At 72.9% G+C, this 25,106-nt stretch carries 26 protein-coding genes; 10 read left to right on the top strand and 16 right to left on the bottom strand.

Annotated elements, in window-relative coordinates; translation table 11 throughout:
• Positions 1–23 precede the first annotated feature (23 nt).
• The 5 genes from ABD844_RS03620 to ABD844_RS03600 form a co-directional block, all read right to left on the bottom strand.
• Positions 24–782, bottom strand: coding sequence for a class I SAM-dependent methyltransferase (locus ABD844_RS03620; RefSeq protein ID WP_344872897.1), 759 nt, complete (start codon positions 780–782; stop codon positions 24–26).
• Positions 779–1,942, bottom strand: a complete 1,164-nt coding sequence (locus ABD844_RS03615) for an NAD-dependent epimerase/dehydratase family protein (RefSeq protein WP_344872895.1) — start codon at positions 1,940–1,942, stop codon at positions 779–781. Before ABD844_RS03615 ends, ABD844_RS03620 begins: the two co-directional genes overlap by 4 nt.
• Before the next feature lie 230 nt (positions 1,943–2,172).
• Positions 2,173–3,918 carry an acetyl/propionyl/methylcrotonyl-CoA carboxylase subunit alpha gene (locus ABD844_RS03610; protein ID WP_344873037.1) on the bottom strand — a complete coding sequence of 582 codons (1,746 nt, stop codon included), beginning with the start codon at positions 3,916–3,918 and terminating at the stop codon, positions 2,173–2,175.
• Between the two features lie 2 nt (positions 3,919–3,920).
• A complete protein-coding gene (locus tag ABD844_RS03605) occupies positions 3,921–4,160 on the bottom strand; it encodes a hypothetical protein (RefSeq protein ID WP_344872893.1) in 240 nt (79 codons plus the stop codon).
• Between the two features lie 26 nt (positions 4,161–4,186).
• Positions 4,187–5,725: an acyl-CoA carboxylase subunit beta gene (locus ABD844_RS03600; RefSeq protein WP_344873035.1), complete on the bottom strand. Its 1,539-nt coding sequence runs from the start codon at positions 5,723–5,725 to the stop codon at positions 4,187–4,189.
• 89 nt (positions 5,726–5,814) lie between these two features.
• Between ABD844_RS03600 and ABD844_RS03595 the strand changes: the two genes are divergently transcribed.
• Both ABD844_RS03595 and ABD844_RS03590 read left to right on the top strand, forming a co-directional pair.
• Positions 5,815–6,537: a TetR family transcriptional regulator gene (locus ABD844_RS03595; protein WP_344872891.1), complete on the top strand. Its 723-nt coding sequence runs from the start codon at positions 5,815–5,817 to the stop codon at positions 6,535–6,537.
• Positions 6,538–6,762: 225 nt separating this feature from the next.
• The gene (locus ABD844_RS03590) at positions 6,763–8,175 is read left to right on the top strand and encodes a sensor histidine kinase (RefSeq protein ID WP_344872889.1); all 1,413 of its coding nucleotides are present in this window, start codon (positions 6,763–6,765) and stop codon (positions 8,173–8,175) included.
• Here the strand turns inward: ABD844_RS03590 and ABD844_RS03585 are convergent.
• Both ABD844_RS03585 and ABD844_RS03580 read right to left on the bottom strand, forming a co-directional pair.
• On the bottom strand, positions 8,168–9,235 hold the full coding sequence (locus tag ABD844_RS03585) for a ThiF family adenylyltransferase (RefSeq protein WP_344872887.1): 1,068 nt from the start codon (positions 9,233–9,235) through the stop codon (positions 8,168–8,170). The two genes, ABD844_RS03590 and ABD844_RS03585, sit on opposite strands and share 8 nt — an antisense overlap.
• Positions 9,232–9,840: a GNAT family N-acetyltransferase gene (locus ABD844_RS03580; protein WP_344872885.1), complete on the bottom strand. Its 609-nt coding sequence runs from the start codon at positions 9,838–9,840 to the stop codon at positions 9,232–9,234. The genes ABD844_RS03585 and ABD844_RS03580 overlap by 4 nt, the downstream gene beginning before the upstream one ends.
• A gap of 71 nt (positions 9,841–9,911) precedes the next feature.
• Between ABD844_RS03580 and ABD844_RS03575 the strand changes: the two genes are divergently transcribed.
• Entirely contained in the window at positions 9,912–10,544 is a 633-nt protein-coding gene (locus ABD844_RS03575) for a TetR/AcrR family transcriptional regulator (RefSeq protein WP_344872883.1), read from the top strand.
• On the opposite strand, the gene ABD844_RS03570 is transcribed toward ABD844_RS03575, so the two are convergent.
• The 4 genes from ABD844_RS03570 to ABD844_RS03555 form a co-directional block, all read right to left on the bottom strand.
• Positions 10,475–11,038: a LuxR C-terminal-related transcriptional regulator gene (locus ABD844_RS03570; protein WP_344872881.1), complete on the bottom strand. Its 564-nt coding sequence runs from the start codon at positions 11,036–11,038 to the stop codon at positions 10,475–10,477. The two genes, ABD844_RS03575 and ABD844_RS03570, sit on opposite strands and share 70 nt — an antisense overlap.
• Positions 11,029–11,604, bottom strand: a complete 576-nt coding sequence (locus ABD844_RS03565) for a hypothetical protein (RefSeq protein ID WP_344872879.1) — start codon at positions 11,602–11,604, stop codon at positions 11,029–11,031. Before ABD844_RS03565 ends, ABD844_RS03570 begins: the two co-directional genes overlap by 10 nt.
• Positions 11,605–11,875: 271 nt before the next feature.
• Positions 11,876–12,211, bottom strand: coding sequence for a histone-like nucleoid-structuring protein Lsr2 (locus ABD844_RS03560; protein WP_344872877.1), 336 nt, complete (start codon positions 12,209–12,211; stop codon positions 11,876–11,878).
• Positions 12,212–13,063: 852 nt separating this feature from the next.
• Complete coding sequence (locus ABD844_RS03555) at positions 13,064–16,057, bottom strand: AfsR/SARP family transcriptional regulator (protein ID WP_344872875.1); 2,994 nt, start codon at positions 16,055–16,057, stop codon at positions 13,064–13,066.
• 121 nt (positions 16,058–16,178) lie between these two features.
• Here ABD844_RS03555 and ABD844_RS03550 point away from each other — a divergent pair, with 121 nt between their 5' ends.
• A complete protein-coding gene (locus tag ABD844_RS03550; protein ID WP_344872873.1) occupies positions 16,179–16,640 on the top strand; it encodes a carboxymuconolactone decarboxylase family protein in 462 nt (153 codons plus the stop codon).
• Between the two features lie 140 nt (positions 16,641–16,780).
• Entirely contained in the window at positions 16,781–17,395 is a 615-nt protein-coding gene (locus ABD844_RS03545) for a phosphatase PAP2 family protein (RefSeq protein WP_344872871.1), read from the top strand.
• 18 nt (positions 17,396–17,413) lie between these two features.
• Here ABD844_RS03545 and ABD844_RS03540 read toward each other — a convergent pair whose 3' ends face one another.
• Positions 17,414–18,070, bottom strand: coding sequence for a response regulator transcription factor (locus tag ABD844_RS03540; RefSeq protein WP_344873033.1), 657 nt, complete (start codon positions 18,068–18,070; stop codon positions 17,414–17,416).
• A 28-nt stretch (positions 18,071–18,098) separates the two neighbouring features.
• Positions 18,099–19,667 carry a sensor histidine kinase gene (locus ABD844_RS03535; RefSeq protein ID WP_344872870.1) on the bottom strand — a complete coding sequence of 523 codons (1,569 nt, stop codon included), beginning with the start codon at positions 19,665–19,667 and terminating at the stop codon, positions 18,099–18,101.
• 177 nt (positions 19,668–19,844) lie between these two features.
• Here ABD844_RS03535 and ABD844_RS03530 point away from each other — a divergent pair, with 177 nt between their 5' ends.
• Both ABD844_RS03530 and ABD844_RS03525 read left to right on the top strand, forming a co-directional pair.
• The gene (locus tag ABD844_RS03530; protein WP_344872868.1) at positions 19,845–20,483 is read left to right on the top strand and encodes a DUF3159 domain-containing protein; all 639 of its coding nucleotides are present in this window, start codon (positions 19,845–19,847) and stop codon (positions 20,481–20,483) included.
• Between the two features lie 130 nt (positions 20,484–20,613).
• Positions 20,614–21,231 carry a TetR family transcriptional regulator gene (locus tag ABD844_RS03525; RefSeq protein ID WP_344872866.1) on the top strand — a complete coding sequence of 206 codons (618 nt, stop codon included), beginning with the start codon at positions 20,614–20,616 and terminating at the stop codon, positions 21,229–21,231.
• Positions 21,232–21,241: 10 nt separating this feature from the next.
• On the opposite strand, the gene ABD844_RS03520 is transcribed toward ABD844_RS03525, so the two are convergent.
• On the bottom strand, positions 21,242–22,210 hold the full coding sequence (locus ABD844_RS03520; RefSeq protein ID WP_344872864.1) for a CapA family protein: 969 nt from the start codon (positions 22,208–22,210) through the stop codon (positions 21,242–21,244).
• 57 nt (positions 22,211–22,267) lie between these two features.
• Positions 22,268–22,501 carry a DUF6289 family protein gene (locus ABD844_RS03515; protein WP_344872862.1) on the bottom strand — a complete coding sequence of 78 codons (234 nt, stop codon included), beginning with the start codon at positions 22,499–22,501 and terminating at the stop codon, positions 22,268–22,270.
• A gap of 144 nt (positions 22,502–22,645) precedes the next feature.
• On the opposite strand from ABD844_RS03515, the gene ABD844_RS03510 reads away from it, so the two are divergent.
• Positions 22,646–23,104: an Hsp20/alpha crystallin family protein gene (locus tag ABD844_RS03510; protein ID WP_344872860.1), complete on the top strand. Its 459-nt coding sequence runs from the start codon at positions 22,646–22,648 to the stop codon at positions 23,102–23,104.
• 31 nt (positions 23,105–23,135) lie between these two features.
• Positions 23,136–23,762, top strand: a complete 627-nt coding sequence (locus ABD844_RS03505) for a protein-L-isoaspartate(D-aspartate) O-methyltransferase (protein ID WP_344872858.1) — start codon at positions 23,136–23,138, stop codon at positions 23,760–23,762.
• Between the two features lie 27 nt (positions 23,763–23,789).
• Here the strand turns inward: ABD844_RS03505 and ABD844_RS03500 are convergent, their stop codons facing one another.
• Positions 23,790–24,257 carry a hypothetical protein gene (locus ABD844_RS03500; RefSeq protein WP_344872856.1) on the bottom strand — a complete coding sequence of 156 codons (468 nt, stop codon included), beginning with the start codon at positions 24,255–24,257 and terminating at the stop codon, positions 23,790–23,792.
• A 372-nt stretch (positions 24,258–24,629) separates the two neighbouring features.
• Here ABD844_RS03500 and ABD844_RS03495 point away from each other — a divergent pair, with 372 nt between their 5' ends.
• A complete protein-coding gene (locus ABD844_RS03495; protein WP_344872854.1) occupies positions 24,630–25,061 on the top strand; it encodes a cold shock domain-containing protein in 432 nt (143 codons plus the stop codon).
• Positions 25,062–25,106 lie beyond the last annotated feature (45 nt).

Below are 25,106 nucleotides of genomic sequence, written 5' to 3'. Positions count from 1 at the left end.
CTTCAGGAGACGGCGGAGACGGATCACGGCGCCGATCGCCCCGAACGGCCGGGCACCCGGACAACGCCCAGGACCGACTGGCCGAAGGGCACCGGGAGCACCCGGTCGAGCACCCGCGTGACCGGGACGACGACCCGGTCGTAGAGGCCCACCGCCCCGGCCTTGGGAGAGCCCGCCTTGCCCATGCGCACCGCGGCCCACCAGGCGAGCCCGCCCAGCAGGTTGACGGGGCGGGCCAGCTCGACGCCCAGCCCGGCGCGCCGGGCGGCGTCGGTGAGCGTGGCGGGCGTGTAGCGGCGGAAGTGCCCGACCTTGCGGTCGAACTCGCCGTACAGGCTCTGGTAGGCGGGCACCCACAGGACGATGGTGCCGCCGGGGACGACGGAGCGGGCGAGCAGGGTGAGCACGGCCGCGTCGTCCTCGAAGTGCTCCAGCACGTTGATCGCGATCGCGGTCTCGACCGGACGCTCCAGGCTGGAGCCGTGGGCCAGGTCGAACTGCGCCGCCTCGACCTCGCCGCGCCCCGCGAAGCGGGCCCTCATCACCTCGACGGCGTCGAGGTCGACGTCGGTGACCACGAGCCGGTCGAGGCCGGTGAACTGGCTGGCGAACTCGCCCAGCCCGGCCCCCACCTCCAGCACGCTGCGCCCGCAGTGCGGGGCGATCAGGTCGTGCTGGTAGCGGCGGTAGCGGGGCTTGTCGGGCCCGCCGTCCTCGCGCTCCGCGCTGCGGCCCGTGGCACGGGCGAACGCGCCCTCCGCGGCACCCTCGGCAGCGCTCACCGTGTCACTCCGTCCAGGGCTCCCCGCCAGTTCACCCGGGGCTGCATGGCGTTCAGATCGACCCGGTCAGAGTAGCGCTTGGCCACGTCGAACAGCGAGGTGATCAGCGTGTCGGAGAGCAGGTGCGGCTCGAGACCCAGCTCGACCAGGCCGCTGTGGACCACCTTGTAGTAGTGCTCCTCCTTCTCGACCCGGGGGTTGTCGAGGTTGTGGACGGTCACTTCGCCGGGGTAGCTCTTGGCGACCGTCGCGGCGATGTCGGCGACCGACAGGGACTCGGTCATCTGGTTGAACACCCGGAACTCGCCGCGCTCGGCCGGGTTCTCACAGGCGAGCTGGATGCAGCGGACGGTGTCCCGGATGTCGATGATCCCCCGGGTCTGGCCGCCCGTGCCGTAGACGGTGAGGGGGTGGCCGAGCACCGCCTGGACGACGAACCGGTTGAGCACCGTGCCGAACACCGCGTCGTAGTCGAACCTGGTGGCCAGCCGGTCGTCGAGCACGGTCTCGGCGGTCTGCTGGCCGTACACGACGCCCTGGTTGAGGTCTGTCGCGCGCAGGCCCCAGATCCGGCAGGCGAACTCCATGTTGTGGCTGTCGTGCACCTTCGACAGGTGGTAGAAGGAGCCGGGCCGCTTGGGGTAGAGCATCCGGTCCGTACGGCCGTTGTGCTCGACCTCCAGCCACCCCTCCTCGATGTCGATGTTGGGCGTGCCGTACTCGCCCATGGTGCCGAGCTTGACCAGGTGGATCTCCGGGTCGATCTCGGCGATCGCGTACAGCAGGTTCAGCGTGCCCACCACGTTGTTGACCTGCGTGTACACCGCGTGCTTGCGGTCGATCATGGAGTAGGGCGCGGCCCGCTGCTCGGCGAAGTGCACCACCGCCTCCGGACCGAAGTCGCGGATCATCTCGTAGGTGAAGTCGGCTTCCGTCAGGTCGCCCACGTAGACCTTGATGGTCTTGCCGGTCAGGTCCTGCCACGTCGAGACTCTGGTTTGCAGCGACTCGATCGGCACGAGGCTGTCCATGCCGAGTTCGAAGTCGTACTGCCGTCGGACGAAGTTGTCGGCGACGGCGACGTCGTGACCGCACTGAGAGAGATGCAGTGCGGTGGGCCACCCGAGATACCCATCACCGCCGAGGACCAAGATCCGCATTTACCTGATTTCCTGACTGCTCTACGACAAGCTTTCCGGACAGAGACTTCGTGCCTGCGTCGGCGCCCGCAGCCCAGGTGGGGGAACGAGTACCGTGCACGGCACGTACCCCACTCGTACCATATGGTGGGTTTGTATCTGTCCGTCTCGCGGGACTTCACAGCAGGTTGTGATGAACGGCCCCGGTTCGGTGACCCCTGCGCCCTGACAGATGTCCTGTCAAGTTCCGGTCAGGTCCTGTCCTTGATCTCGCAGAGGGCCGCGCCCGCCGTCACCGTCGCGCCGACCTCGGCGGAAAGACCGACCACGGTGCCGTCCTTGTGGGCGGCGAGCGGCTGTTCCATCTTCATGGCCTCCAGGACGACGACCGTCTCGCCCGCGCTCACGTCGTCGCCGTCGGCGACCATGACCTTGACGATGGTGCCCTGCATGGGGCTGACCAGGGCGTCGCCACCCGCCGCCGGAGCGGCGCCCGCACTCCTGCCGCGCCTTCCCCGGCGGCGGGCGGCGGGCGTCCTGGCGGCGCCGAGACCGGCGGGCAGCACGACCTCCAGGCGCCTGCCCGCGACCTCGACCGTGATGCGCTCCCGCTCGGCCGGTTCGGCGGCCGCGACCGGACCCGCGTAGGGGGCGAGGTCGCCCGCGAACTCGGTCTCGATCCAGCGGGTGTGCACGGTGAACGGCTCCGCGGTGAAGGCCGGGTCGCGCACCACGGCCCGGTGGAAGGGCAGCACGGTGGGCATCCCGTCGATCTCGAACTCGGCCAGGGCCCGCCCGGCCCGCCGCAACGCCTCCGTACGGGTGGCGCCGGTGACGATCAGCTTGGCGACCAGGGAGTCGTACGCGCCGGGGACGGTCTCGCCCTCCTCGTAGCCGCTGTCGAGGCGGACTCCGGGGCCGGAGGGGGCGCGCCAGCGGGTGATGGCGCCGGGCGCGGGCAGGAAGCCGCGGCCGGGGTCCTCGGCGTTGACCCGGAACTCGATGGAGTGGCCGCGGGGCCGGGGGTCGTCGTAGCCGAGCGGTTCCCCGTCGGCGATCCGGAACATCTCGCGGACCAGGTCGATGCCGGTGACCTCCTCGGTGACCGGGTGCTCGACCTGCAGGCGGGTGTTGACCTCCAGGAAGGAGACGGTGCCGTCCCGGCCCACCAGGAACTCGCACGTACCGGCCCCGACGTAACCGGCCTCGCGCAGGATCGCCTTCGAGCTGTCGCGGAGCAGCGCCTCCTGGCCCGGCGTGAGGAACGGGGCCGGGGCCTCCTCGACCAGCTTCTGGTGACGGCGCTGGAGCGAGCAGTCGCGGGTGGACACCACGACCACGCCGCCGTGGGCGTCGGCCAGGCACTGGGTCTCGACGTGACGGGGGCGGTCGAGGTAGCGCTCGACGAAGCACTCGCCCCGGCCGAAGGCCGCCACCGCCTCGCGGACGGCGCTGTCGTACAGGCCGGGGATCTCCTCCAGCGTGCGGGCCACCTTCAGGCCGCGCCCGCCGCCGCCGAACGCCGCCTTGATCGCGATCGGCAGGCCGTGCTCCTCGGCGAACGCGACCACCTCGGCCACGTCCGCGACCGGGTCGGCGGTCCCGGCCACCAGCGGGGCGCCGACCTTCTGCGCGATGTGCCGGGCCCGTACCTTGTCGCCGAGCGCGGTGATCGCGGCCGGGGGCGGGCCGATCCAGGTCAGCCCGGCGTCGATGACGGCCTGGGCGAAGGCCGCGTTCTCGGCCAGGAAGCCGTAGCCGGGGTGCACGGCGTCGGCGCCCGACCGCGCCGCCACCTCGATGATCTTCTCGATCGCCAGGTACGTCTCCCCCGGCGCGACCCCGCCCAGCGCGTACGCCTCGTCGGCCAGGCGGGCGTGCAGCGCGTCGCGGTCAGGGTCGGCGTAGACCGCCACGCAGCCGATCCCGGCGTCCCGGCAGGCCCGGATGACCCGGACGGCGATCTCACCGCGGTTGGCGATCAGCACCTTGCGCAGGCTCACAGTTGTCCTCCAAGACTCCAGCTCGACTCCCGCCAGCCGTCCGGGCCGGGCAGGAGGGGGCCGCGCGGCAGGCGGCGGGGGCCGCGCCGCACGGGCGGCGAGACGGGCGCACTACGGACGAGGTGGAGGGCCACGACGAGGGGCGCCCACTCTTCCAGCGTCGGAACGCCCCTGGTCACGCACATGGCGACGGCGGTGAACGGCACGGCGGGACGTTCACGCTCGGGGGATGTCACGGCGGGACGCTCCCGGTCGGCGGGTGTCACAGCGGGATGTTCCCGTGCTTCTTGGGCGGCAGGGCGTCGCGCTTGCCGCGCAGCAGCCGCAGCGCCCTGGTGACCTCACGGCGGGTCTCGCTCGGCCGGATGACCGCGTCCACGTAGCCGCGCTCGGCGGCCAGGTAGGGGGTGGCGAGGGTGTCCTCGTAGTCGGCGATCAGCTCGGCGCGCAGCGCGTCGGGGTCGTCGGCCTCGGCCAGGCGCCTGCGGTGCAGGACGTTCACCGCGCCCTGCGCGCCCATCACCGCGATCTGGGCGGTGGACCAGGCCAGGTTGACGTCCGCGCCGAGGTGCTTGGAGCCCATCACGTCGTACGCGCCCCCGTACGCCTTGCGGGTGATGACGGTGACCAGCGGGACGGTGGCCTCGCCGTAGGCGTACAGGAGCTTGGCGCCGTGCCGGATGATGCCGTTCCACTCCTGGCCGGTGCCGGGCAGGAAGCCGGGCACGTCCACCAGTGTGAGCACGGGGACGCTGAAGGCGTCGCAGGTGCGTACGAACCGGGCGGCCTTCTCCGAGGCGTCGATGTCGAGCGTGCCGGCCAGCCGCATCGGCTGGTTGGCCACCACCCCGACCGGCCGGCCCTCGACCCGGCCGAAGCCGACCACGATGTTCGGCGCGAACAGCTCCTGCACCTCCAGGAACTCCCCGTCGTCCAGCAGCGCGGCGATCACCTCGTGCATGTCGTACGGCTGGGCGGGCGAGTCCGGCACCAGCGCGTCGAGCGCCAGATCGGCGGCGGAGGGCGCCAGGTCGGCCGGGACGTCCTGGTGCGGCGGCTCGTCGAGGTTGTTGTCCGGCAGGTAGGCCAGCAGCGCGCGGGCGTAGTCGAGCGCGTCGTCCTCGTCCTCGGCCAGGTAGTGGGCCACGCCGCTGCGGCTGTTGTGCACCCGGCCGCCGCCCAGTTCCTCGAAGGAGACGTCCTCGCCGGTCACCGTCCTGATCACGTCGGGACCTGTGACGAACATGTGGGACCGCCCGTCCACCATGATCGTGAAGTCGGTGAGCGCCGGGCTGTAGACGTGGCCGCCCGCGCACGCGCCCATGATGAGCGAGATCTGCGGGATCACGCCGGAGGCGCGGATGTTGCGGCGGAAGATCTCGCCGTACAGGCCGAGCGAGACCACGCCCTCCTGGATGCGGGCGCCCGCGCCCTCGTTGATGCCGACGATCGGGCAGCCGGTGCGCAGCGCAAGGTCCATGACCTTGCAGATCTTCTGGCCGTACACCTCGCCGAGCGAGCCCCCGGCCACGGTGAAGTCCTGCGAGAACACGCACACCCGGCGGCCGTCCACCGTCCCGTGGCCGGTCACCACGCCGTCGCCGTAGCCGAGCGAGCCCTTCGCGAGGGCGTCCAGCTCGACGAACGAGCCGTCGTCCAGCAGGCGCTCGATGCGCTCGCGGGCGGTCAACCGGCCCTTGGCGTGCTGTCTGGCCGCCGCACGGGCCTCACCGGCGTGAACCGCCTCGTCCAGTCGTTCCTTCAGGCGGGCCAGGCTGCCCGCGGTGTCCTGCGATGCCATCATCACCACCGATAAGACTGAGTACCATAATGACGGTACTCAGTTTCTAAAGCGATGAACACCCCCGTCTTCCGGGGAGGATGACCTCTGTGCCGAAACCGCCCAGCAAACAGCCCACCGAGCGGCCCAGTAAGCGGCCCAGCAAGCGGCCCATCAACCAGCGCCTCGCCGAGGCCGCCGTGGCGCTGTTCGACGAGAACGGCTACGACGCCACCACGGTCGACGACATCGCGGCCCGCGCGGGGGTGAGCCGCAGCACGTTCTTCCGCTACTACCGGTCGAAGGAAGACGCGATCTTCCCCGACCACGACGCGCTGCTGGAGAGGATCGACGCGCGGCTGCGGGCGTCCACGGCCGACACCGCGATCGTCGCCATCACCGACGCCGTACGCATCGTGCTCGCCCACTACGTCGACGACGCCGAGGTGTCGCTGCGCCGCTACCGGCTCGTCCGCCGGGTGCCCGCGCTGCGCGACCGGGAGATCGCGAGCGTGGCCCGCTACCAGCGGCTGTTCCGCGAGTTCGTCGGCGCCTGGCTGGGCGACTCCCCCGACGCCGGGCTGCGGGCCGAGCTGATGGCGGCCTCGGTGGTGGCCGCGCACAACCAGGTGCTGCGCGGCTGGCTGCGGGCGGGCGGCACCTACGACCCCGCCGAACCCCTCGACCACGCGCTCGGTTACGTCATCGCCACTTTCCGTCACCTCGAACAGCCCCAGGACAAGGATCAGGTCGTCGTCGCCGCCTTCAGCCGCGGCGCGACCCCGCAGGCCGTCATGGCCGCCATCCGCCGCCATCTCGAGTCCCGCGCCTGACCGCCGGACCCCCTGTCCACCCGGCCCCCACCGGCCCGGATAACGGGCCGCCGACCGGGTCGGCGGCCGCCCGGCACGAGGCCGCTGTCCGCCATGCCATGTCATGGGACTTTCATTCATTAGTACTGACGTTTGCCACTTTTTGGTCGTGGCTCTTCCCGGAACCGGCAAGGATCGAGGTGGGGAGTACCTCGGTGCTTCTGATCACGACGGGGGGTGATCAGAGTGAGCTGGTGGCGACGTTGCTCGATCAGGACCCGCCTGGCCGTGCTGGCGAGCGCCGTCGTGGCGCTGTTGTGTGCCGCCATGGCCGTGTTCATCGTGGTCATGGTCCGGCAGGCGACCACCGAAGCCCGCTCCGACCGGCTCTTCGTCGAGGCGACGACCCTGGGCGCCCAGACGCGCCGGCACGTCCCCGATCTGAGCGAGAGCGCCCCAGGGCGGACGATCCAGGTGTTCGACCAGGCCGGCACCATGGTCGCGGCCACCCCCGACATGGCGGACAAGCCGCCGATGACGAACGTGCGCCCCGATCCCGACGCCTACTACACCACCGTCTCCTGTGACGAGCGGGTCTTCCCCCACGGGTGCATGATCGTGGTCGCCTACCCCTTCCACCGCCAGGAAGGCGTGTGGCAGCTCGACCTGGCCGTCCCGGCCGTCCCCTGGTACGTCGGCCCGGCGCTGATCTTCCCGCTCGTCGGCGGCTGCGCGCTGCTGGTCGCCGCGACCGCGGCGGGCGGCTACCGCCTGGTGGGCAAGGCGCTGCAGCCGGTGGACGCCGTCAGCGGCCACCTCTCCCAGATCACCGCCTCCAGCGACCTGTCGCACCGGGTGCCCGTGCCGAAATACCGCGACGAGCTGCGGAACCTGGCCGAGACCGCGAACCGGACGCTGGAACGCGCCCAATCGGCCGTGGACAAGCAGCTCCGCTTCGCCTCCGACGCCTCCCACGACCTGCGCAGCCCGCTGACCGCCATGCGCACCCAACTGGAGGACGCGCTGATGGACCCGCGGGGGACCGACTGGCCCCGCACCGCCGACGCGCTGCTCGACAGCGTGGGACGCATGCAGGCCCTGATCGGCGACCTGCTCCAGGTGGCCCGGCTGGACGCCGGCGTCACCGACCACCACGAGACGATCGACCTGACCGAGCTGGTGGCCGGCGAGCTGGAACGCCGCACCGCCACGACCGAGCTGCGCCACCGCCTCACGCCCGGCGTGCTGGCCGACTGCTCGCGGACCGCGCTGACCCGGCTGCTGAACAACCTGCTGGACAACGCCGAACGGCACGCCGCCTCCGCCGTCACCGTCACCCTGACGCTGGAGCCCGGCGCCGCGGTGCTGGAGGTACGCGACGACGGCGAAGGCATCGCCCCCGAGCAGCGCGAGGCCATCTTCCAGCGGTTCACCCGCCTGGAGGCGTCCCGCGCCAGGGACCCGGGCGGCACCGGGCTCGGGCTGCCGATCGCCCGGCAGATCGCCCAGGCCCACGGCGGCAGCCTGACCTTGCAGGACAGCCCTCGCGGTGCCCGGTTCGTCCTGCGCCTGCCCGCCCGCGCCGCCACCGGGCCGGTCCGGGCGGCGGCGCACGGGGCTCCCGCATCTCGCCCTCAGGACCGGCCGGAGGTCAGGTGATGAGTCCAGTCAGGTCCAGGTGACCGTGGAAGGGCGGGAGGCGTTCGCCCAGGAGGAGGCGGCGGGCGACGTGGGCGACCTGCCCGGCGGCGTAGCGGGCTTCGCCGGCGAGCTGGGGATATCCGGACAGCTCGCCGCCGATGAGGCCGACCGAGTGCCTGGAGCGTTCGGACAGGGCCGACGGGCCGCCCAGCCACTCGACCAGGGCGGTGAGGCGGTCGGCCGAGGCCGCGAGGTCAGGGCCGACCAGCCCGTGGAACGGGGGCAGGCCGGGGTGCGTGGCGTAGGGTTCCACGCTGAGGAACCCGCGTTCGTCGGCCGCGTAGACGACGTTCAGGCCGAGCTCGCGGGCGGCCGTGCGCGTGTCGTACTTGGCCGCGGCGCTGTCGCACTCCTCCACCAGGAGGTCGAGGCCGTGCAGGAAGCGCCCGGCGTTGTCCCGGGTGATCTCGTCCTCGACCAGGCTGACCTCCAGGTACGGATCGATCGCGGCGATGCGGCGGGCGGCGATGCGCGTCTTGGGCAGGCCGATGTCGGCGTGCCCGGCCCCGAGCCGGTTGAGGTTGGACAGCTCCAGCCGGTCGAAGTCGGCCAGCACGAGGTGCCCGCACAGATGTTCCTGGGCGATCACGACCGCCGCCTCCGCGCCCACCGACAGCCCGAGCACGCCGACGCGTTTGGTGCGCAGGAGCCGCTGCTCGGCGCGGGTGATCTTGTCGCGGTTGCGGTCGGTCACGACCTGGAGGTACTCGTCGGGGGGCAGCAGGTGCGCGACCTGCGCCGTCCAGGGCAGGTAGGCCCAGCATCCGTACGCCGCCAGGTCCGCCGTCTCGACCGGTCGTGACCGTTCGCCGTCCGGTGCGCCCAGCCCGGCGAGTTCGTCGAGCTGGCGGTCGATGGTGTCGAGGAGCGCGATGCCGTGGTCGCGGCACAGCGCGCTGAACCGGGGGTGCTCACCGGCCGCCAGCCGCACCAGGCATGGCCGCCAGCTCTGCTCGGGCGCGTGGCCGGGCGACGCCAGGATCTCGGCGAACCGGTCGAGGCCGATGGCCGAGGTCACCGGGCGCCTTCCGCGAGCGGGTCGCCGACCTGGTCGCCGAACGCGTCGCCGGTCACGGTCGCCGCAGCGCGCAGGTCCAGCTCGAAGACCTGGCCGACGAGGTCCACGCCGAAGCTGTGGTGCCGTTCCTCCTCGACCTGGCGGAACCCCCGCGCGAGATAGATCTTGCGGGCGGCGACGAGCGGGTGGTTGGTCCACAGCTTCATGCGTTCGTAGCCGGCCCGGCGGGCGAAGGCGAGGCACTCGTCCACCAGCCGCGCGCCGACCCGGTGCCCCCGCGCCACCGGGTCGACCAGCAGAATCCGCAACTGGGCCGTCGCCTGACCGGCGTCGACGCAGAACACGCAGCCGACGCGGCGGCCGTCCAGCTCGGCGATCCAGGCGGCCTCGCGGGCCGGGTCGTGACCGGTCGTGTAGTCGGCGACGATGCGCGCGACGAGCGCCTCGAAGGAGGAGTCCCAGCCGAATTCGGCGGCGTAGATCTCGCCGTGGGCCATCACCACCCAGCCGAGGTCGCCCGGCCGTCCCAGGCGGCGGATCACCGCCGTCTCCCTCGCCGTCTCCGTCGGTGGCGCTGTCGGTGGGTCGATCGGACGGTCACTCATAGGCCCTCCCTGTGGCGCGGGTCTCGGTGCCCCGGGCACTGAAACAGTCGTTTCAGTGCCAGAGTAGCCTCATGAGCCAGACCGCGCGACCCTCGTCCGCCCGCAAGCACGAACTCCTCGAACGCGCCTACCGCTACGTTCTGGAGCAGGGGCTGGTGGGGCTGTCCCTGCGGCCGCTGGCGACCGCCATCGGCTCCAGCCCTCGCGTGCTGCTGTTCCTCTTCGGCTCGAAGGAGGAGCTGATCAGGGCCCTGCTGGCCCGCGCGCGCAGCGACGAGCTGGACTTCCTCGCCCGTACCCGGGCCCAGGCCCAGGACCTCGGGGAACGGGCCGACCTGGCCACGACCGTACGCACCATCTGGCACTGGCTCTCAGGAGAGCCCACCCGGCCGCTGCTCAAGCTCTGGGTCGAGGCGTACGCGCGCTCGATGGTCGAGCCGGACGGCCCGTGGGCGCGGTTCGCCCGGCAGACGGTCGAGGACTGGCTCGCGCTGCTGGCCACGGCCCAGCCCGAGAGCACCGCCACGACGGCGGCGGCGGCGGAACGTACGCTCGCCCTGGCCGTGCTTCGCGGCGCGCTGCTCGACCTGCTCGCCACCGGCGACCTCGACCGGGTCAGCGCCGCGATCGATCACTATCTGCGCCTCGTGAGCGGATCGCCCATGAAAGCCGATTCGGCGGGTGCGACCAGGCCCGTCTCGTAGGCGTACACGATGGCCTGGGCCCGGTCGCGCAGGCCGAGCTTGGCCAGTACGCGGGTGACGTGGGTCTTGACCGTGTGCTCGGTGACCACGAGGGCGGCGGCGATCTCGGTGTTGGACAGGCCGCGCGCCAGCAGGCGCAGAACTTCGAGCTCCCGCGCGGTCAGCCGGTCGTACGCGCTCGGCGCGGGCGGCCCCGGCCGGGCGAGCCGGGCGATCAGCCTGCGGGTGACGCCGGGCGCGAGCAGGGCGTCGCCCCGGGCCACGACCCGCACGGCGGTGGTCAGCTCGGCGGCGGTGACGTCCTTCAGGAGGAATCCCGACGCGCCTGCGGCCAGCGCGTCGTACACGTAGGCGTCCAGGTCGAACGTGGTGATCATGATGGCCCGGGTGGTGCCCGCGGCGGAGATCCGGCGTACGGCGTCGATGCCGTTCATTCCGGGCATCCGGATGTCCATGAGCACGACGTCCGGAGCGGTCTCGCGTATCAGGCGCACGGCCTCCAGGCCGTCGGCATCCTCAGCTCGGTACGGCCGCGTACGATCTCGGCGGCCAGCCCCACGCCGACGACCACCGCGGGGCCCGCGCCCATGACGACGAGGTTCTCGAAGGCCGGCACGTCGAGACCGGCGGCGGCGAGCAGGGGGCGATGCGCCATGGCGGCCACCGCCGCGACGGCTCCCACGATGATCCAGGCGATCTGCCGGTCGACCAGGCGCAGCAGCGTGTACAGGGCGAGCGCCACCGAGCAGAAGACCACGGGCACGACGTGGCCGAACCCCCTGTCGTACGTCATCATGGCGCCGAAGGCCGTCAGCGCGGCGACACCGGACATCGTGAGGAGCACGCTCGCCCACGGCCGCAGACGCCGCAACGCGTGCGGAAGGGTGGCCAGCAGCACAACGGCCATGAGACCGACGTCGAGGAGCGGGTCGTCGAAATAGCGGTTCGTCAGGGTGCCGAAGGTCAGCGGCAGGGCCGGCGCGATCCCGAGTGCGAGGTCCAGCGGCGGGACGTTCCGCAGGGTCCGGACAGCGATCGGGGCGGAGAGCGGGAAATGCATGCCGCTCAGTGTGGTGGCCGCGCTCACGGGGGCGCGTCACTCGATGGTGTGATCTTCGCCCTTGCGGACTCGGTCCTGACGACTCAGCGCTGACGGTGGCGCCTGGCCACGGGGGCGGCGGGCGGCGGGGTCGAGCCGTCGGTCGGCCGTACGAGCGCAGCTGACCGCACCACGCGGGCGAGGGCGTGGTCTGGCTTGGCGGTGCGGGGTGACGGGTGTGTACCCCGCGACCGCGGTGACGACAGGCGAACCCCTTCCGGGGCCCGCACGATCAGTGAGCGGCCTCGTACTGCTCCACGACGGTGGCGGCGATGCGGCCGCGCTCGCTGACCGGCAGGCCCTGGGCCTTGGCCCACCTCCGGATCTCAGTGGCCCGCTCACGGCTCACCGTCCTGGACGAGAGGCCACGACGGCCACGCACGGTGCGCTCGGCGCGGACCGCGCGTGCCTTGGTGATAAACGGGGCGAGAGCCTTCTCCAGCTTCTCCCTGTTCGGTCCCGAGAGGTCGATCTCGTAGTTCGTGCCATCGAGAGCGAACCTTGTCGTCCCGTCGGCATCACTGCCGTCGATGTCATCGAGAAAGGACTCAACAATGCGCTTCGCCATAAGGGTGCTCCATTTACGTCAGGTTGCAGGTACTGTAGCCCGATTCAGCAGATCATGCACCTCCTCCCGGCCCCGTGCCCGTACAAAGGAGCTTCACGAGCCGGTCCAGGACTAGGACGGCATAAGGCTATCCGGCGCAGTTCTGGCAGTTGTCGGGGGTTGGCATTCATCGACCCATCTGACCTTCTCCCCGGCGGCGGGCCGGGCGTGGGGAGCCGCATCGTCCGAGGCCGGGCGGATGTGCCTAACCTGCGAGTCAGTCCGCCCAGCGGTCGTCGGCGCGTCCTGGCGGGTGCTCGCGGCGCCTTCGCCGCCCGCGTCCGGCCTGCCGGCTTCCCTTATTGGGGCGGCCTTGATGATCGTCCGGCCGCCGAGGACGATGAATCCGCTCTTTTGAATTCCAATTCAAAGCAGGTCGCGGCACTTCAGCCATTGGCCGCCGGGAGTCGTAGTATCATCCGCCGGGCACCCCGGCGAGTCGGACGCGCAGGCCGGCGCCGCCGTCACGGAGGGAATTGTCGTGGCCCGCGTTCCTGGCCGCCCGACGCCCTGTCATGCCGGGAAAAACCGCTTGCGGTCGTGCCGGGGCGAGGCCCGTAAGCGACGGCCCCATGGCGAGAACGGCGTCATTGACGCTCCCGTACGGCGGCGGCCGGTAGGCCGGAGCGCCGGTGATCACGCCGAGGGGGCGTCACCGGCTCCGGCCGGGAAAGGCACACCACTGTCTACCGCAAAAAGCCGGGCGGCGAAGGGGATACGAAGGTGAAGTTCGCGGCAGGCGGGCACGCGCGTCCGCCCTCCCGGTGCGACAGGCGGGCACGCGCGCCCACCCGCCGCACCGGGAGGTCCGGCTCAGGCGAGCTTGGCCAGGAACTCCTCGATGCCGTCCGCGTCGGGCACGCCGAGCTCGGTGTAGCGGTCGAGGGCGCGTTCGGCGTGCTCGCGGGCCTGCTCACGGTCGCCGCGGTCGCGGTGGACGCGCGCCAGCCCTTCGTGGGCGCGGGCCTCCTCCGGCCGGTCGCCCAGCTCGCGCGCGACGGCGAGGGCCTCCTCGTGGCAGGCCGCGGCCCGGCCGTGGTCGCCGAGGGCGCGGGCGGCCTCGCCCAGCCCGTTCAGCGGCGCGGGCTCGTCGCCGCGGTTCCCCAGCTCGCGGCAGAGGTCGAGGGCCTGCCGGTGGTGCTCGTTGGCCTGCTCGTAGCGGCCCAGCCGCTGGTGGACCCGGCCGAGGAGGTCGAGCACGCGGGCCTCGCCGTTGCGGCTGCCCAGCGAACGGTGCAGGTCGAGGGCGCGGAGCTGGTGGTCGAGTGCCTCGGTGTGGCGGCCCTGCCGCTCGTGGCTGATGCCGAGGTTGCTCAGCGCGTACGCCTCCCCCACCCGGTTGCCGATCTCGCGGCTGAGGGCGAGCGCCTGGCCGAGGTGGTGGTCGGCCCGTTCGTACGCGTGCTGGCGCAGGCACACGTTGCCCAGCGTGTTGTGCGCCCGCGACTGGCCGAGCGGGTCACCGGCCTCGCGGCACAGGTCGAGGGCGGGGCGGCAGGTCTCGTACGCCTCGTCGTAGCGTCCCTGCCGCCAGTACGTCCACGCCAGGTCGAGCAGCGCCAGCGCCTCGGCGGCCCGGTCGCCCCGGCCGCGGGCGGCGGCCAGCGCCTTGGTGTGCAGGGTGACCGCGTCGGCGTGATGGGCGTGGTCGTCGAGGTAGGGGTGCAGGGTGGTGGCGAGGTGACCGGCGTGCGCCGGCCAGCCGTCACCGGCCGCGTGCCCGGCCACGGCGACGAGGTTGGCCCGCTCGGCGTCCAGCCACGCGACGGCCCCCGCGGCGTCCTCGAACGGCGAGGGCTCCTGCGCCGTGCCGGGAAGGTCGGGCCTGCGGAGCCTGCCGAAGGGGTAGAGCAGGCCGATCGCGGCGACGGCGGTGTGCCGGTAGTAGTCGAACAGCCGGGTGAGCGCCTCGCGCCGCGACTCGGCGCTCTCCTCGGCCGCCGCCGTGCCGCGCGCATGCTCGCGCAGCAGGTCGTGGAAGGTGTAGCGGCCGGGCACGTGCTGCATCAGGACGTGGGCGTCCAGCAGGTCCTCCAGCAGCGTCTCCGCCTCGTCGGCGGGGATCCCGGCCAGCGCGGCGGCGGCGTGGATGTCGAGGTCGCGGCCCGGGTGCAGGCCCAGCAGCCGGAACATGCGCCGCCGGTCGGCGTCCAGGTGCGCGTACGAGAGCGAGAACGCGGCCCCCACCCCCCGGTCGGGCGTGGACAGCTCGGCCAGCCGCCGGCGTTCGTCACGCAGCCGGCCGGCCAGGTAGGCGACGCTCCAGCGCGGGCGGTGCCGCAGCCGCGCGGCGGCGATGCGTACGGCCAGCGGCAGGAACCCGCACAGTTGCAGCACGTCGAGGACGGCGTCCGGCTCGGCCTCGGCCCGCTCCCCCACGATCGAGGCGAACAGCCCGACGCCGTCCCTGGCCGGGAGCACGTCGATGGAGACCGCGTGGGCGCCGTCGAGGTCGATCAGGCGGTGGCGGCTGGTGATCAGGACGAGGCTGCCGGGGGCGCCGGGCAGCAGGGGCCGTACGTGGGCGGTGCCGGACGCGTTGTCCAGCACGACCACCGCGCGACGACCGGCCAGCTCGGCCCGCCACAGCGCCGCCCGCGCCGCGTCGGAGGCGGGGACGCGCTCGGCCGGCACCCCGAGCTGGCGCAGCAACGTCTCCAGGGCGGCGCCCGGCTCGACCGGCTCGTGCCCGGCGGTGTGCGCCTGGAGGTCGACGAAGAGCTGCCCGTCGGGGTAGCGGTCGGCCAGCCGGTGGGCGGCGTGGATCACCAGGGCCGTCTTGCCGATGCCGGCCATCCCGTCGATCGCCAGGATCGGCACGTCGGGCCGGTGCGCGGCGATGCGTTCCAACTCGGCCGCGCGACCGGCGAAGTCGGGGATGTCGTACGGCAGGAAGTTCGCCCGGCGGGCCGGTTGCCGCGCCTCGGCCTGGGCCTGGGGCTGGGGCTGGGGCGCCTGGAGGGCGGGGTCGTCGCGCAGGATGGCCTGCTCCAGCGCGGCGAACTCGCGACCGGGGTCGAGCCCCTGCTGCTCCACCAGCGCCTCGCGCAGCGACCTGGCCACCGACAGGGCCTCGGCCTGCTGTCCTGCGCGGTGCAGGGCGAGCATGAGGCGGCCCGCCAGCCGCTCCCGCAGGGGGTGGGCGGCCACGTGCGCGGACAGTTCGTCGATCAGCTCGGCGTGGCGGCCCAGTGACAGCTCGGCGTCGGCCAGGCGTTCGACGGCGGACAGCCACCGCTGTTCGAGCCGGGTGCGGGCGCTCTCCACGTAGTCGGCGTGCACGTCCGCGAGCGGCCGGCCCTGCCACAGGGCCAGCGCCTCGCGTATCCGCCGCGCGGCGGTGCCGGGGTCGGCGTCGCCCGGACTCGCCTGACCGCCTCCGTGCGCGCTTTCGTGAAGGTCTCCGTGAACGGCCGCGCCGTCCCCGTGAACGCTGTCCTGGCCGCTGTCCTGGCCGCTGTCCTGGCCGCTGTCCTGGACCGTGGCCATCCGGCCGGTGAACTCGCGCAGGTCGAGCCAGGGCGGGTCGATCACGTACCCGCCCGCCCGGGTCGCGAGCAGCCGCTCCGCCCCCACCTCGCGCAGCACCCGGCGGATCGCGGTGACGGCGGCCTGGATCTGGGCGCGCGCGGTGTCGGGCGGCGTCGGCCCCCACAACGCGTCGATGAGCTGATCGGCGCTGAGCACGGCGCCGGAATGCAGCAGCAGGTACGCCAGCACCGCCCGGTGCCGGGGCGCCAGACCGGTCAGCTCGCGGTCTCCGGCCGTGACCCGAACCGGCCCCAGGACCGCGAACCGTACGTCCAACCTCGTCTCCTCCAGGCCCCGCAGAACGCCCATAGCGGACGCATCGCGAATGTATCAATCCCACCTCGCATGCTGAGAACCAGGTCAGCGAGCAGACAGCAGGAAAGAAGGGACCATCGGCATGGAAGCACGGATGAAGAACCCCGCGTTCGTCCTCCCCGACACGGTGAAGGGCATCCAGACCATCTACAAGTCCATCTATCAGGGCGGCGTCCCCCAGGAGCTGCTGGAGATCATCGCCCTGCGCGCCAGCCAGATCAACGGGTGCAGCGCCTGCGTGCACGCGCACGTACTCAACCTCAAGAAGTCGGGCGAGTCTGACGAGCGGGTGGGCAACGTGGCGGCCTGGCGGGAGGCGCCGTTCTACAGCGACGTCGAACGGGCCGCGCTGGAGCTGACCGAGGCCGTCACCCGCGTGGCCGACCGGTCGGGCGAGGCCGTGCCCGACGCCCTCTGGGACGAGGTCGCCGGCCACTTCGACGAGAAGCAGCTCTCGGCCATCATCCTGACGATCTCCATCACGAACTTCTTCAACCGCATCAACGCCACCGTCAAGGAGCCCGCGGGCGCGTCCTGGACCTGACGGGCGGACTGCCCCCCGTACCGCGGTCTGCGCCCATTGACGAAAGTCAAGGGTGGTCGGCGACGATCGGGGACCGTGTGCCGCACCTCCTGATTTCTACCTTTGCAGGGCTGTTGATCAGGAGAAACGAGGAGAGTGTGGTGGACGACGGCGTGTATCGGGACGTCGTGGAGATCGCCGCCTCCGCGCCCGGGTGGGTGCGGTCGCTGGCGGAGGCGGGCACGGACGGGGTGCTGGTGGTGTTCGCCGCGCTGATGGCGGCGGCGTGGTGGCGGGCCCGCCGGGCGCGGGCCGAGGGGATGGCCGCGGCGCTGCTCGCGCCGGTCGCCGTGGTCGCGTGCTACGTGGTCAGCGAGCTGGCCAAGGCGGTGGTGCGGGAGGACCGGCCGTGCCGGGGCCTGGGCGGGGTGACCACGATCGTGCCGTGCCCCGCGTACGGCGACTGGTCATGGCCCAGCAACCACGCCACGCTGGTGGCCGCGGCGGCGGCCGGGCTGGTGCTGGCCTGGCGGGCGCTGGCGCCGTACGCGGTGGCGTTGGCCTTGCTGGGAGGGGGCTCGCGGGTGTTCGTCGGGGTCCACTACCCGCACGACGTGGTCGGAGGGCTGCTGCTGGGCGGGCTGCTGGCGCCGATGCTGGTGCTGGCGCTGCGCGGGCCGGTGACGACGCTGGTGCTGCGGCTGCGCGGCCTGACCTGGTCGCGACCGCTGCTGGAGGCGTCCGGCTTCGCCTCGGGCCCGGCCGATCGGCGGTGATCCCCTGGTGCGGCGGGGTCACTCACGCGGCACCAGGGCGGCGTCGTGGGCGATCACGGCGGCCTGGACGCGGTTGGCCACCCCGAGGCGGCCCAGGATCGTGCTGGTGTAGGTCTTGACGCTGCCTTCGGCCAGGTGCAGGCGGCGGGCGATCTCGGCGTTGGACAGGCCCAGGCCGATCAGGGCCAGGACGTCCCGTTCGCGCTGTGTCAGCGCGGTGACGCGGTCGCGGGCCGCCACCGTCCTGGCCAGGTGGCCGCCGGTCAGCTCCCTGATCACCCGGGCGGCCACGGCGGGCGAGAGGTAGGCCCCGCCCCCGGCCACGGCCCGTACGCCCAGCGCGAACTCACGCGGGTCACCGGTCTTGAGCAGGAACCCGGCCGCGCCGTCGCCCAGCGCGCGGGCGATGTAGGCGTCCGACCCGAACGTCGTCATGATCAGCACGGCGGTGGCAGGGGCGACAGAACGCAGTTCGGCCGTCGCGGTCAGGCCGTCGAGGCGGGGCATGCGGATGTCGACGAGCGCGACGTCGGGGCGGTGCGCGCAGACGGACTCGATCAGGGCGCGCCCGTCGGCGGCCTCGGCGACCACCTCGACGTCCGGGTCGGCCGAGAGGATCATCCGCACCCCGGCGCGGACGGCCGCCTCGTCGTCGGCCAGGACCACTCGCAGCACGTTCACACCTCCTTCGCGAGGCCGGTCATTACGCGTCCTGGGTGCTGGGCAGGAAATCCTTGGCGACCAGGCGGCCGTCACGGAAGCACAGCCGGAACAGCCCGCCGCGGACGCCGTCGAACGGATCGGCGTGGGTGCCGTAGAAGCGGCAGCGGGCCCCGTACGGCCTCGGCGGTTCACCGGGCGGTGCGGCGTCCAGGCGGGTACGGGCGGGCAGGGCGGCGTCCACCACCGCCTGCGCCTCCCCCAATCGCAGGCCGTGGAAGACGGCGGGGGACAGCGCCGAGGTGACCGAGTCGTAGACCATGAAGCCCAGCACCAGCACCGTGACCGTGGCCGTCGCCGCCACGGCGGTGGTGAGGGCGGCGAACCGGCTGCGGTGCGCCCGGCGACGCGCCCTGTCCAGACGTGACGCCGACGTCGAAGGCCGGTCCGGCTCGTCACCGAGGGGGCGGCCGGGCTCACGGGGCACCCTGGCGCGCACCTCGAACCCGTCGGCCGTCGCCCCGGCCCACAGCCTCCCCCCGCACAGGCGCACCCGCTCCCCCAGCCCCACCAGCCCGTTCCCGCCCCTGGAACCCACCGGCCCATACCCACCATCTCCGCGTTCTCCGCCTTCTTTGGGCAGGGGCGGGGTGTGCGTGGTCACCGTGACCGCGCTCTCATCCTCACGGTGCTCGACCACGATGCTCACGGGGGCGCCGGGGGCGTGTCTGGCCGCGTTCGTCAGGCCCTCCTGGACGACCCGCCGCAGGGCCCGCTCCGCCATGGCCTCCGGGGGCGGCCCGCCCCCTTCCGTACGCAGCTCCACCGGCAGGCCCGCCGCCTCGGCCCTGGCCACCAGGTCCGGCACGTCCTCGGTGGCGGGCTCGGCGTCCTGGTGCAGCAGGTTCACGATGTCCTGGAGGCGCTGCGAGGCGGCGGTCACGGCCCGGCGCGCCTCGCCCGTGGCCTCCCGGTAGGGCTCCGGGAGGCCGGGCGCCACCTCCAGCCCGCCGATCCGCAGCGCGACCAGGCTCAGCTCGTGGCCGAGCAGGTCGTGCATGTCTCCGGCGATCCGGGTGCGTTCGCGCGCCCGCGCCTGTTCGGCGATCACCCGCTGGGCCCGTTCCAGCGCCTCGGCCCGCTGCCAGCCCTCGCGGGCCATCGCCACGTACTGGCGCCGGGCGCGTCCGGCCAGCCACGGCACGACCGCGCCCAGCAGGATGCCCGCCGCCGCCACGAACCACGTGCCCGCGTCGCCGGTCAGCACCGGCACGGCCACGCCCACGCCCGCGCTCCCTGCCGCCGTCGCGAACGCCCCGGGCCGCCCGTCCCGTACGCCACCCAGATACGCCAGCACCACCATCGCCGCGAACGCCACGAACGGGCTCCCGGCCACCACCGCCGCCACCCACAGCGCGACCCCGACCGGCATGGCCGCCCACGCCTTCGCCCGTGCCAGTGCCACCCCTGCGGCGATCCCGGCCAGGAACGCCGGCACCTGCCACCAGGCGAGCCGGTGGTCGGCGCCGGAGACGAACCCGGCCCACAGCACCGGCAACCCCAGCCCCGCCACCACCAGGACGTCACCGACGCGCCTTGCCTTTCCCCTCATGCCGGGCAACGGTATCCACGCCCGTCGCGGGCTCCCACTGCCGAAAGTCAACCCCCCGCCCCCAGGTTCGGCCCCAGGCCCAAAGGGGGCCGGTGCGCTGGTTCCTCGCGGCGGTGGAGGATCGCGACATCCGTAGGATACCGGAGGTATTGGATGCCGTTGGTATCGTCGCATGTCATGGATACCGATGAGGGTCAGGGCGGGGGGCGGCGGTGGGTCGCGCCCGTGATCGACACGGCGGTGCCGGTCCTGGGCTTTCTGGCCGGATACTCCTGGGCGGGGCTCGGCGCGGGAGGGGCGGCGGCGATGGGGGCCGCGGCCGTCCTGGTGGGGGTGCGCCTGCTGCGCGGCGACGGGGTTCGCGTCGTCCTCACGGCCACGGGCATGGTCGGGCTGGCCGTGGCGGTGGCCCTGCTGACCGGGGAGGCCAGGAACTTCTTCGTGCTGAAGCTGGTCAGGGTCGGCGCGACGGCGGCCGTGCTCGGCGGGTCGGTGCTGCTGGGCAGGCCCGTCACGCGGTTCGTCGACCGGGCCAGGCTGTCGTTCCTGCCGTCGTCCTGGCGGCGGGCCGTGGGGCGGGTCACCGGAGCCCCGCACCGGGCGCACGTCGTGGTGACGGCGGCGGCGGCGCTGGTGTGCTGCGCGCGCCTGACCGTCATGGTCCCGCTCTATCTGGCGGACGAGGTCTGGCTGCTGGGCCTCGCCGACTTCGCCCTCGGCGCCCCCGTGAGCCTGGCCTGGGGCTGGTGGTCGATCCGGACGCTCGCCCGCGCCAAGGCACGCCACGGGCAGACCCACTCGGAGGCGGCCGCGTGACGGCGCCTGCGATACCTTTAGTACCGAGTTCTGGTGGTACCGGGTTCTGACGGTATCGCCGGCCGGACGGCACGGGGGTAGGGCGATGAGTCATCCGGGAGGGCCCGGGCCGGGCGCTCCGATACCACGGGTGCCCCGGCACGACGTGCGCCGCCGGCTGCTCGACGCGGCGGCGCGAGTGTTCGCCGAACGCGGCTACCGGGCCGCCACGCTCGCCCAGATCGCCCGCGAGGCCGGGTTCACCAAGGGCGCGGTCTACTCGAACTTCGACAGCAAGCACGCCCTGCTCGCCGACCTCGTTCGCGAGCACGACTCCGCCCGCCTGGCCCTGGTCTCCGCCGAGTTCGCGGAACGTGGCGCGGGCCGTCCGGCGACGGCCGACGGGTTCGCCCAGGTCCTGGCCCGGCGGATCGTCGAGCGGCTGCCCTGGAGCCGGCTGATGATCGAGCTGGCGCTGCACGCGGCCGACGACGCCGACGTACGGGCCGCGTACGCCGGGGTCCGCCGCCCGATACGCGACCAGGTGGCCAGGCTGCTGGACGACACGGCCCGGGAGTTCGGCGTCGAGTTCACGATCCCCGTCCCGCAGGCGGCGCTCACGGTCCAGGCGCTGCGCTACGGCCTGACCCTCGAACACGGCGCCGACCCCGGCGAGGTCGGCGACGAGGCCATGACGGCCTGCCTGGCGTCGGTGCTGCACGGGCTCGTCCGCCCCCGCGACCCCGAGCCGTCCAGGAGCGCGACGTAGGGCGGGCCGGTCACCGCAGGTCCGCGGTGAGCACGCCGTTCTGCCAGGCGACCGGTGTGCCGAGCTGGGCGGACGCGCCGATGAAGCGGCTGCCCATCCAGGCGCGGTCCGCGCCGCGGGCCAGGACCGTACGGCAGTAGTCGAGCTTGAGCGGCACCGCCCGCAGCCGTACCGGGCCGAGCGCGTCGAGGGTGACCAGGAACAGCAGCGACAGGTCGTTGCGCAGCTCCGGGTCCACGGCGTAGTCGTCGAGGAAGTCGCCCAGGTCGAACAGGACGGGCGGCGCGACCCCGTGCGGCACGTGCGCGGAGTGGCCGGCGACGAGCGTGGCCCCGGCGTCGGCCAGGACGGTCGCCGCGGCCCGGACGTACGACAGCGGCTCTGTCGTCATGTTCGGGCCCCAATGAGGGCTGACCACGACAGCGTCGGCCGCCGTACGCGCTCGGGCGATCGTGTCCGTCAGCCACGACGGCACTCCCGAGGACAGGTCGGCGTGGGCCACGCCGGGCCGTTCGCGCGTGGCCGCGTAGTCGGCCGGGTGGTCGGTGACGGAGACGACGGCCAGCCGTAGCCCGCGTACGTCGAGGACGACCGGCTCGCGCGCCCGCTCCAGGTCGGGGCCCGCGCCCGCCGCGCGGATCCCGGCCCGCGCGAGGTGGGCGCGGGTGTCCAGCAGGGCGTCGCGGCCGTAGTCGAGCGCGTGGTTGTTGGCCAGCGTGACACAGTCCACGCCCAGCCCGGCCAGCAGTCCGGCGGCCTGCGGCGGGGCGCGGAAGTGGAAGAGCTTGCCGGGCGCGGGCCACGGGCTGCCGCGATCGGACAGGCAGCATTCGAGGTTCAGCAGCGTGACGTCGGCCTCGGAGAGGTACGCGCGGACGCCGTCCGAGACGTACGCCTCCAGGTCGGCGGACCTCGCCAGCAGGTCGGCGACGCCCCTGCCGAGCATCGTGTCGCCCGCCAGCGCGAGCGTGACGGTCACCCCGCCCTCCTGCCCGTCACGACCTGCCCAAACACGCCCGCGCCCGGCCTCTGGGGATCAGCAGGGGCTCTCGTCGAAGGTCAAGTAACCGGTGCGCACGCCCCACGTGGACGTGTTCCCCTCGCAGTCCTCGAACTTGCCGCCGACCACGGTGGTGTGCGCGGAGTCGCTGTAGTAGGTGGTGACGCAGGTGTAGCTGAGCTGGCAGGCCCGGGCCTGCGCGGGGCCGGTGGTCACGGCGGTGACGGCGGCCAGGCCGAGGATCGTGGCCAGGAGTGCGCGGCGGATCATGACGGTCCTTCCTCGTGGGGGGTTCCTGGCTCGATGGTGGGCGCCGGAGGCCGGTCGATCAAGGGGCAGGGCACCCCGGAATCCGCTGGTGGATAGCCGTTGATTCGGGGTAGAGGGACCGCGCTGGACAGAGGGAGGTCGATCATGCATCTTCCAGTACGCAAGCGCAGGAACGAGACGCAGCAGCGCCGCCGGGGCGACGCGACGTGGTGGCAGGACCCGTTCGAGGAGTTCGAGCGCATGTGGAACCGGATGGGTTCGCTGTTCGAGCAGGCCGCGCAGGGGCGCAAGAACTGGGTGCCCGCGGTGGAGATGGACGAGGAGCGCGACGCGTACCTTATCCGGGCCGAGCTGCCGGGCATCAAGAAGGATGATGTCAGCATCGACCTCGACGACCGTCGCATCAGCATCAGCGGTCACACCTCGGAGGAGCAGCGGGGGGACGTCCTGCGCCGCCACAGCGGGCAGTTCTCCTACTACGCCTCGCTCCCCTCCGACGTGGACACGGACAAGGCGGAGGCTACGCTGCGCGACGGCGTCCTGACCGTACGCGTGCCGCGTACGGAGGGCCGCGGCCGGCGCCGCGTCGAGCTCACCCCCTGAACGGCCTCAACGGCACGCCTGGGGGAACCCGATGGCGGGAAACCTGGTGGAGGCCGCCCGGCGGACGGGGGTGAGCGACCCCCGTCTGCTGGGCGCGATAGCGGCGATCAGGCGCGAATTGTTCGTGCCCGCGCACTCGGCGGCGCGCGCCCGGTTCGACCAGCCGATCCCGATCGGGCACGGGCTGCCGACCTCCCAGCCGTCCCTGGTCGCCCAGATGATCGACGTGCTGCGGCTGGCGGGCGAGGAGAGCGTCCTGGAGGTCGGCACCGGCTACGGCTACCAGACCGCGCTGCTGGCGCGGATGGCCCGGCGGGTGTACTCCGTGGAGCGGCTCGCCGACCTGGCCGAGCACGCGCGGGCCAACCTGGCGGCGGCGGGCGTGACGAACGTGGAGGTGGTCGTCGGCGACGGCACCGCCGGGCTGCCGGGACGGGCGCCGTTCGACGCGGTGATCGTCTCGGCCGCAGCACCGAAGGTGCCGCGACCGCTGGTCGCCCAGCTCGCCGAGGGTGGGCGTCTGGTCATGCCCATGACCGGGGGCGTGGCCGACATGGTGACGCTGTACGGCAAGTGGCAGGACCGCCTGGTGCGCATCCGTACGGTGACGCCCGCCCAGTTCGTCGCCCTGATCGGGGAGTACGCGCCGGCCCGGTGATCGGCGGCGTGCCGCCCCGCCCCGGGGTCATGGGTGCGGGGCGGCCGGGTCGAGGCGGATGAAGGTGGCGCCCTGGGTGGCGGCGCGGGCGCCGAGCACGTGCCCGTCGCACATCCGCGTCTCGGTGCCCGCCCGGTCGAACACCTTCCAGGTCACCGGCTCCTGACACGGCTGGCTCATCCGGGTGTAGTTCCAGGTGCGGCCGCACACCCGGCACGTGGAGACGCCCGCGGCGGAGGAGAGCGTGTTGCCGTGCTCGGGACAGACGCTCCACGGCATTCTGCACGGCTGCACCTGGAACCTGGCCAGGTCGGCGGCGGCCCGCTCCAGGTCCTCCGCGCCCCGGGCCAGCCACTGCGCCGCCTGCCGCGCCTCGGCGAGCTGCTCACTCTCGGGCGATCCCGCGGGGACGCTCTCGCACAGGGCCCGGACCTCGGCGGTCAGCGCCTCGGCGCGGCTCGCGAGGGTGCGAAGGTGCGCTGGGGTGACGGACATTCAGGCTCCCATCTCACCGTGCGGCCTGATCACGGCCGGACCCGGTTGCTGAGATGGACCCTACGTCCTGCCCGGCGGCCCCGGACGTTCCGGCTGGACGGACGCCCGTTCCAGCCAGGCGGACGACCGTTCCGGCCGGACGGACGCTTGTTCCCGGCAGGCGCGAGTTCCCGGCACGCGTGGCAGTGGGCTGTGCGGCCCCGCGCGAGCGGAGGCCGGGCGCAGGGGCGTGACACGTGGTGGGTGGATGGGGATACCATCGGGATCGGCCGGGTCGGCGCAATGCTCGCGACACCGGCCCGATCCGCCGCAAAACGCGTTGGTTCTGGTGAGTTGGTTTGGCTGGGGGTTGTTGTGGCGCAATCTGGAAGAATGCTGCGATTCGATGATATTCGCGGCTTTGGGTTCATCGTCCCTGATCACGGCGGGCAGGATGTCTTCGTCCACGCGAACGACCTGCTCGACGACAAGGCCGCCTTCACGGCCGGCACCCGGGTCGAGTTCGAGGTCCTGGAGAGCGATCGGGGCCTCAAGGCGTACGACGTACGCCTGACGCAGGGGGCCGGCTCCCCCGCCGTGGTGACGCCGGCACCCGTGCACACGCCCGTGCACACGCCCGTTCATGCGCCCGCGCACGCGGACGACGACGACGGGATGTGCGACGTGCTCGCACCGGAGGAGTTCCGCCAGGAGCTGATCGAGACGCTGCTCAGCGGCCTGCCCGACCTGACGGGCGGGCAGATCGTACGGCTCGCGGACAACCTCCTCGTTCTCGCCCGCAAGCACGGGTGGGTCGAGGACTGACGGTCCGGGCCGGGGCGGCGGCGCCGCCCCGGCCGCGGGACGTGA

The sequence above is a fragment of the Nonomuraea antimicrobica genome (assembly GCF_039536965.1).
GTDB lineage: Bacteria > Actinomycetota > Actinomycetes > Streptosporangiales > Streptosporangiaceae > Nonomuraea > Nonomuraea antimicrobica.
Note: the sequence above shows the minus strand (reverse complement) of the source record. Positions and strands in the feature narration are given on the sequence as shown.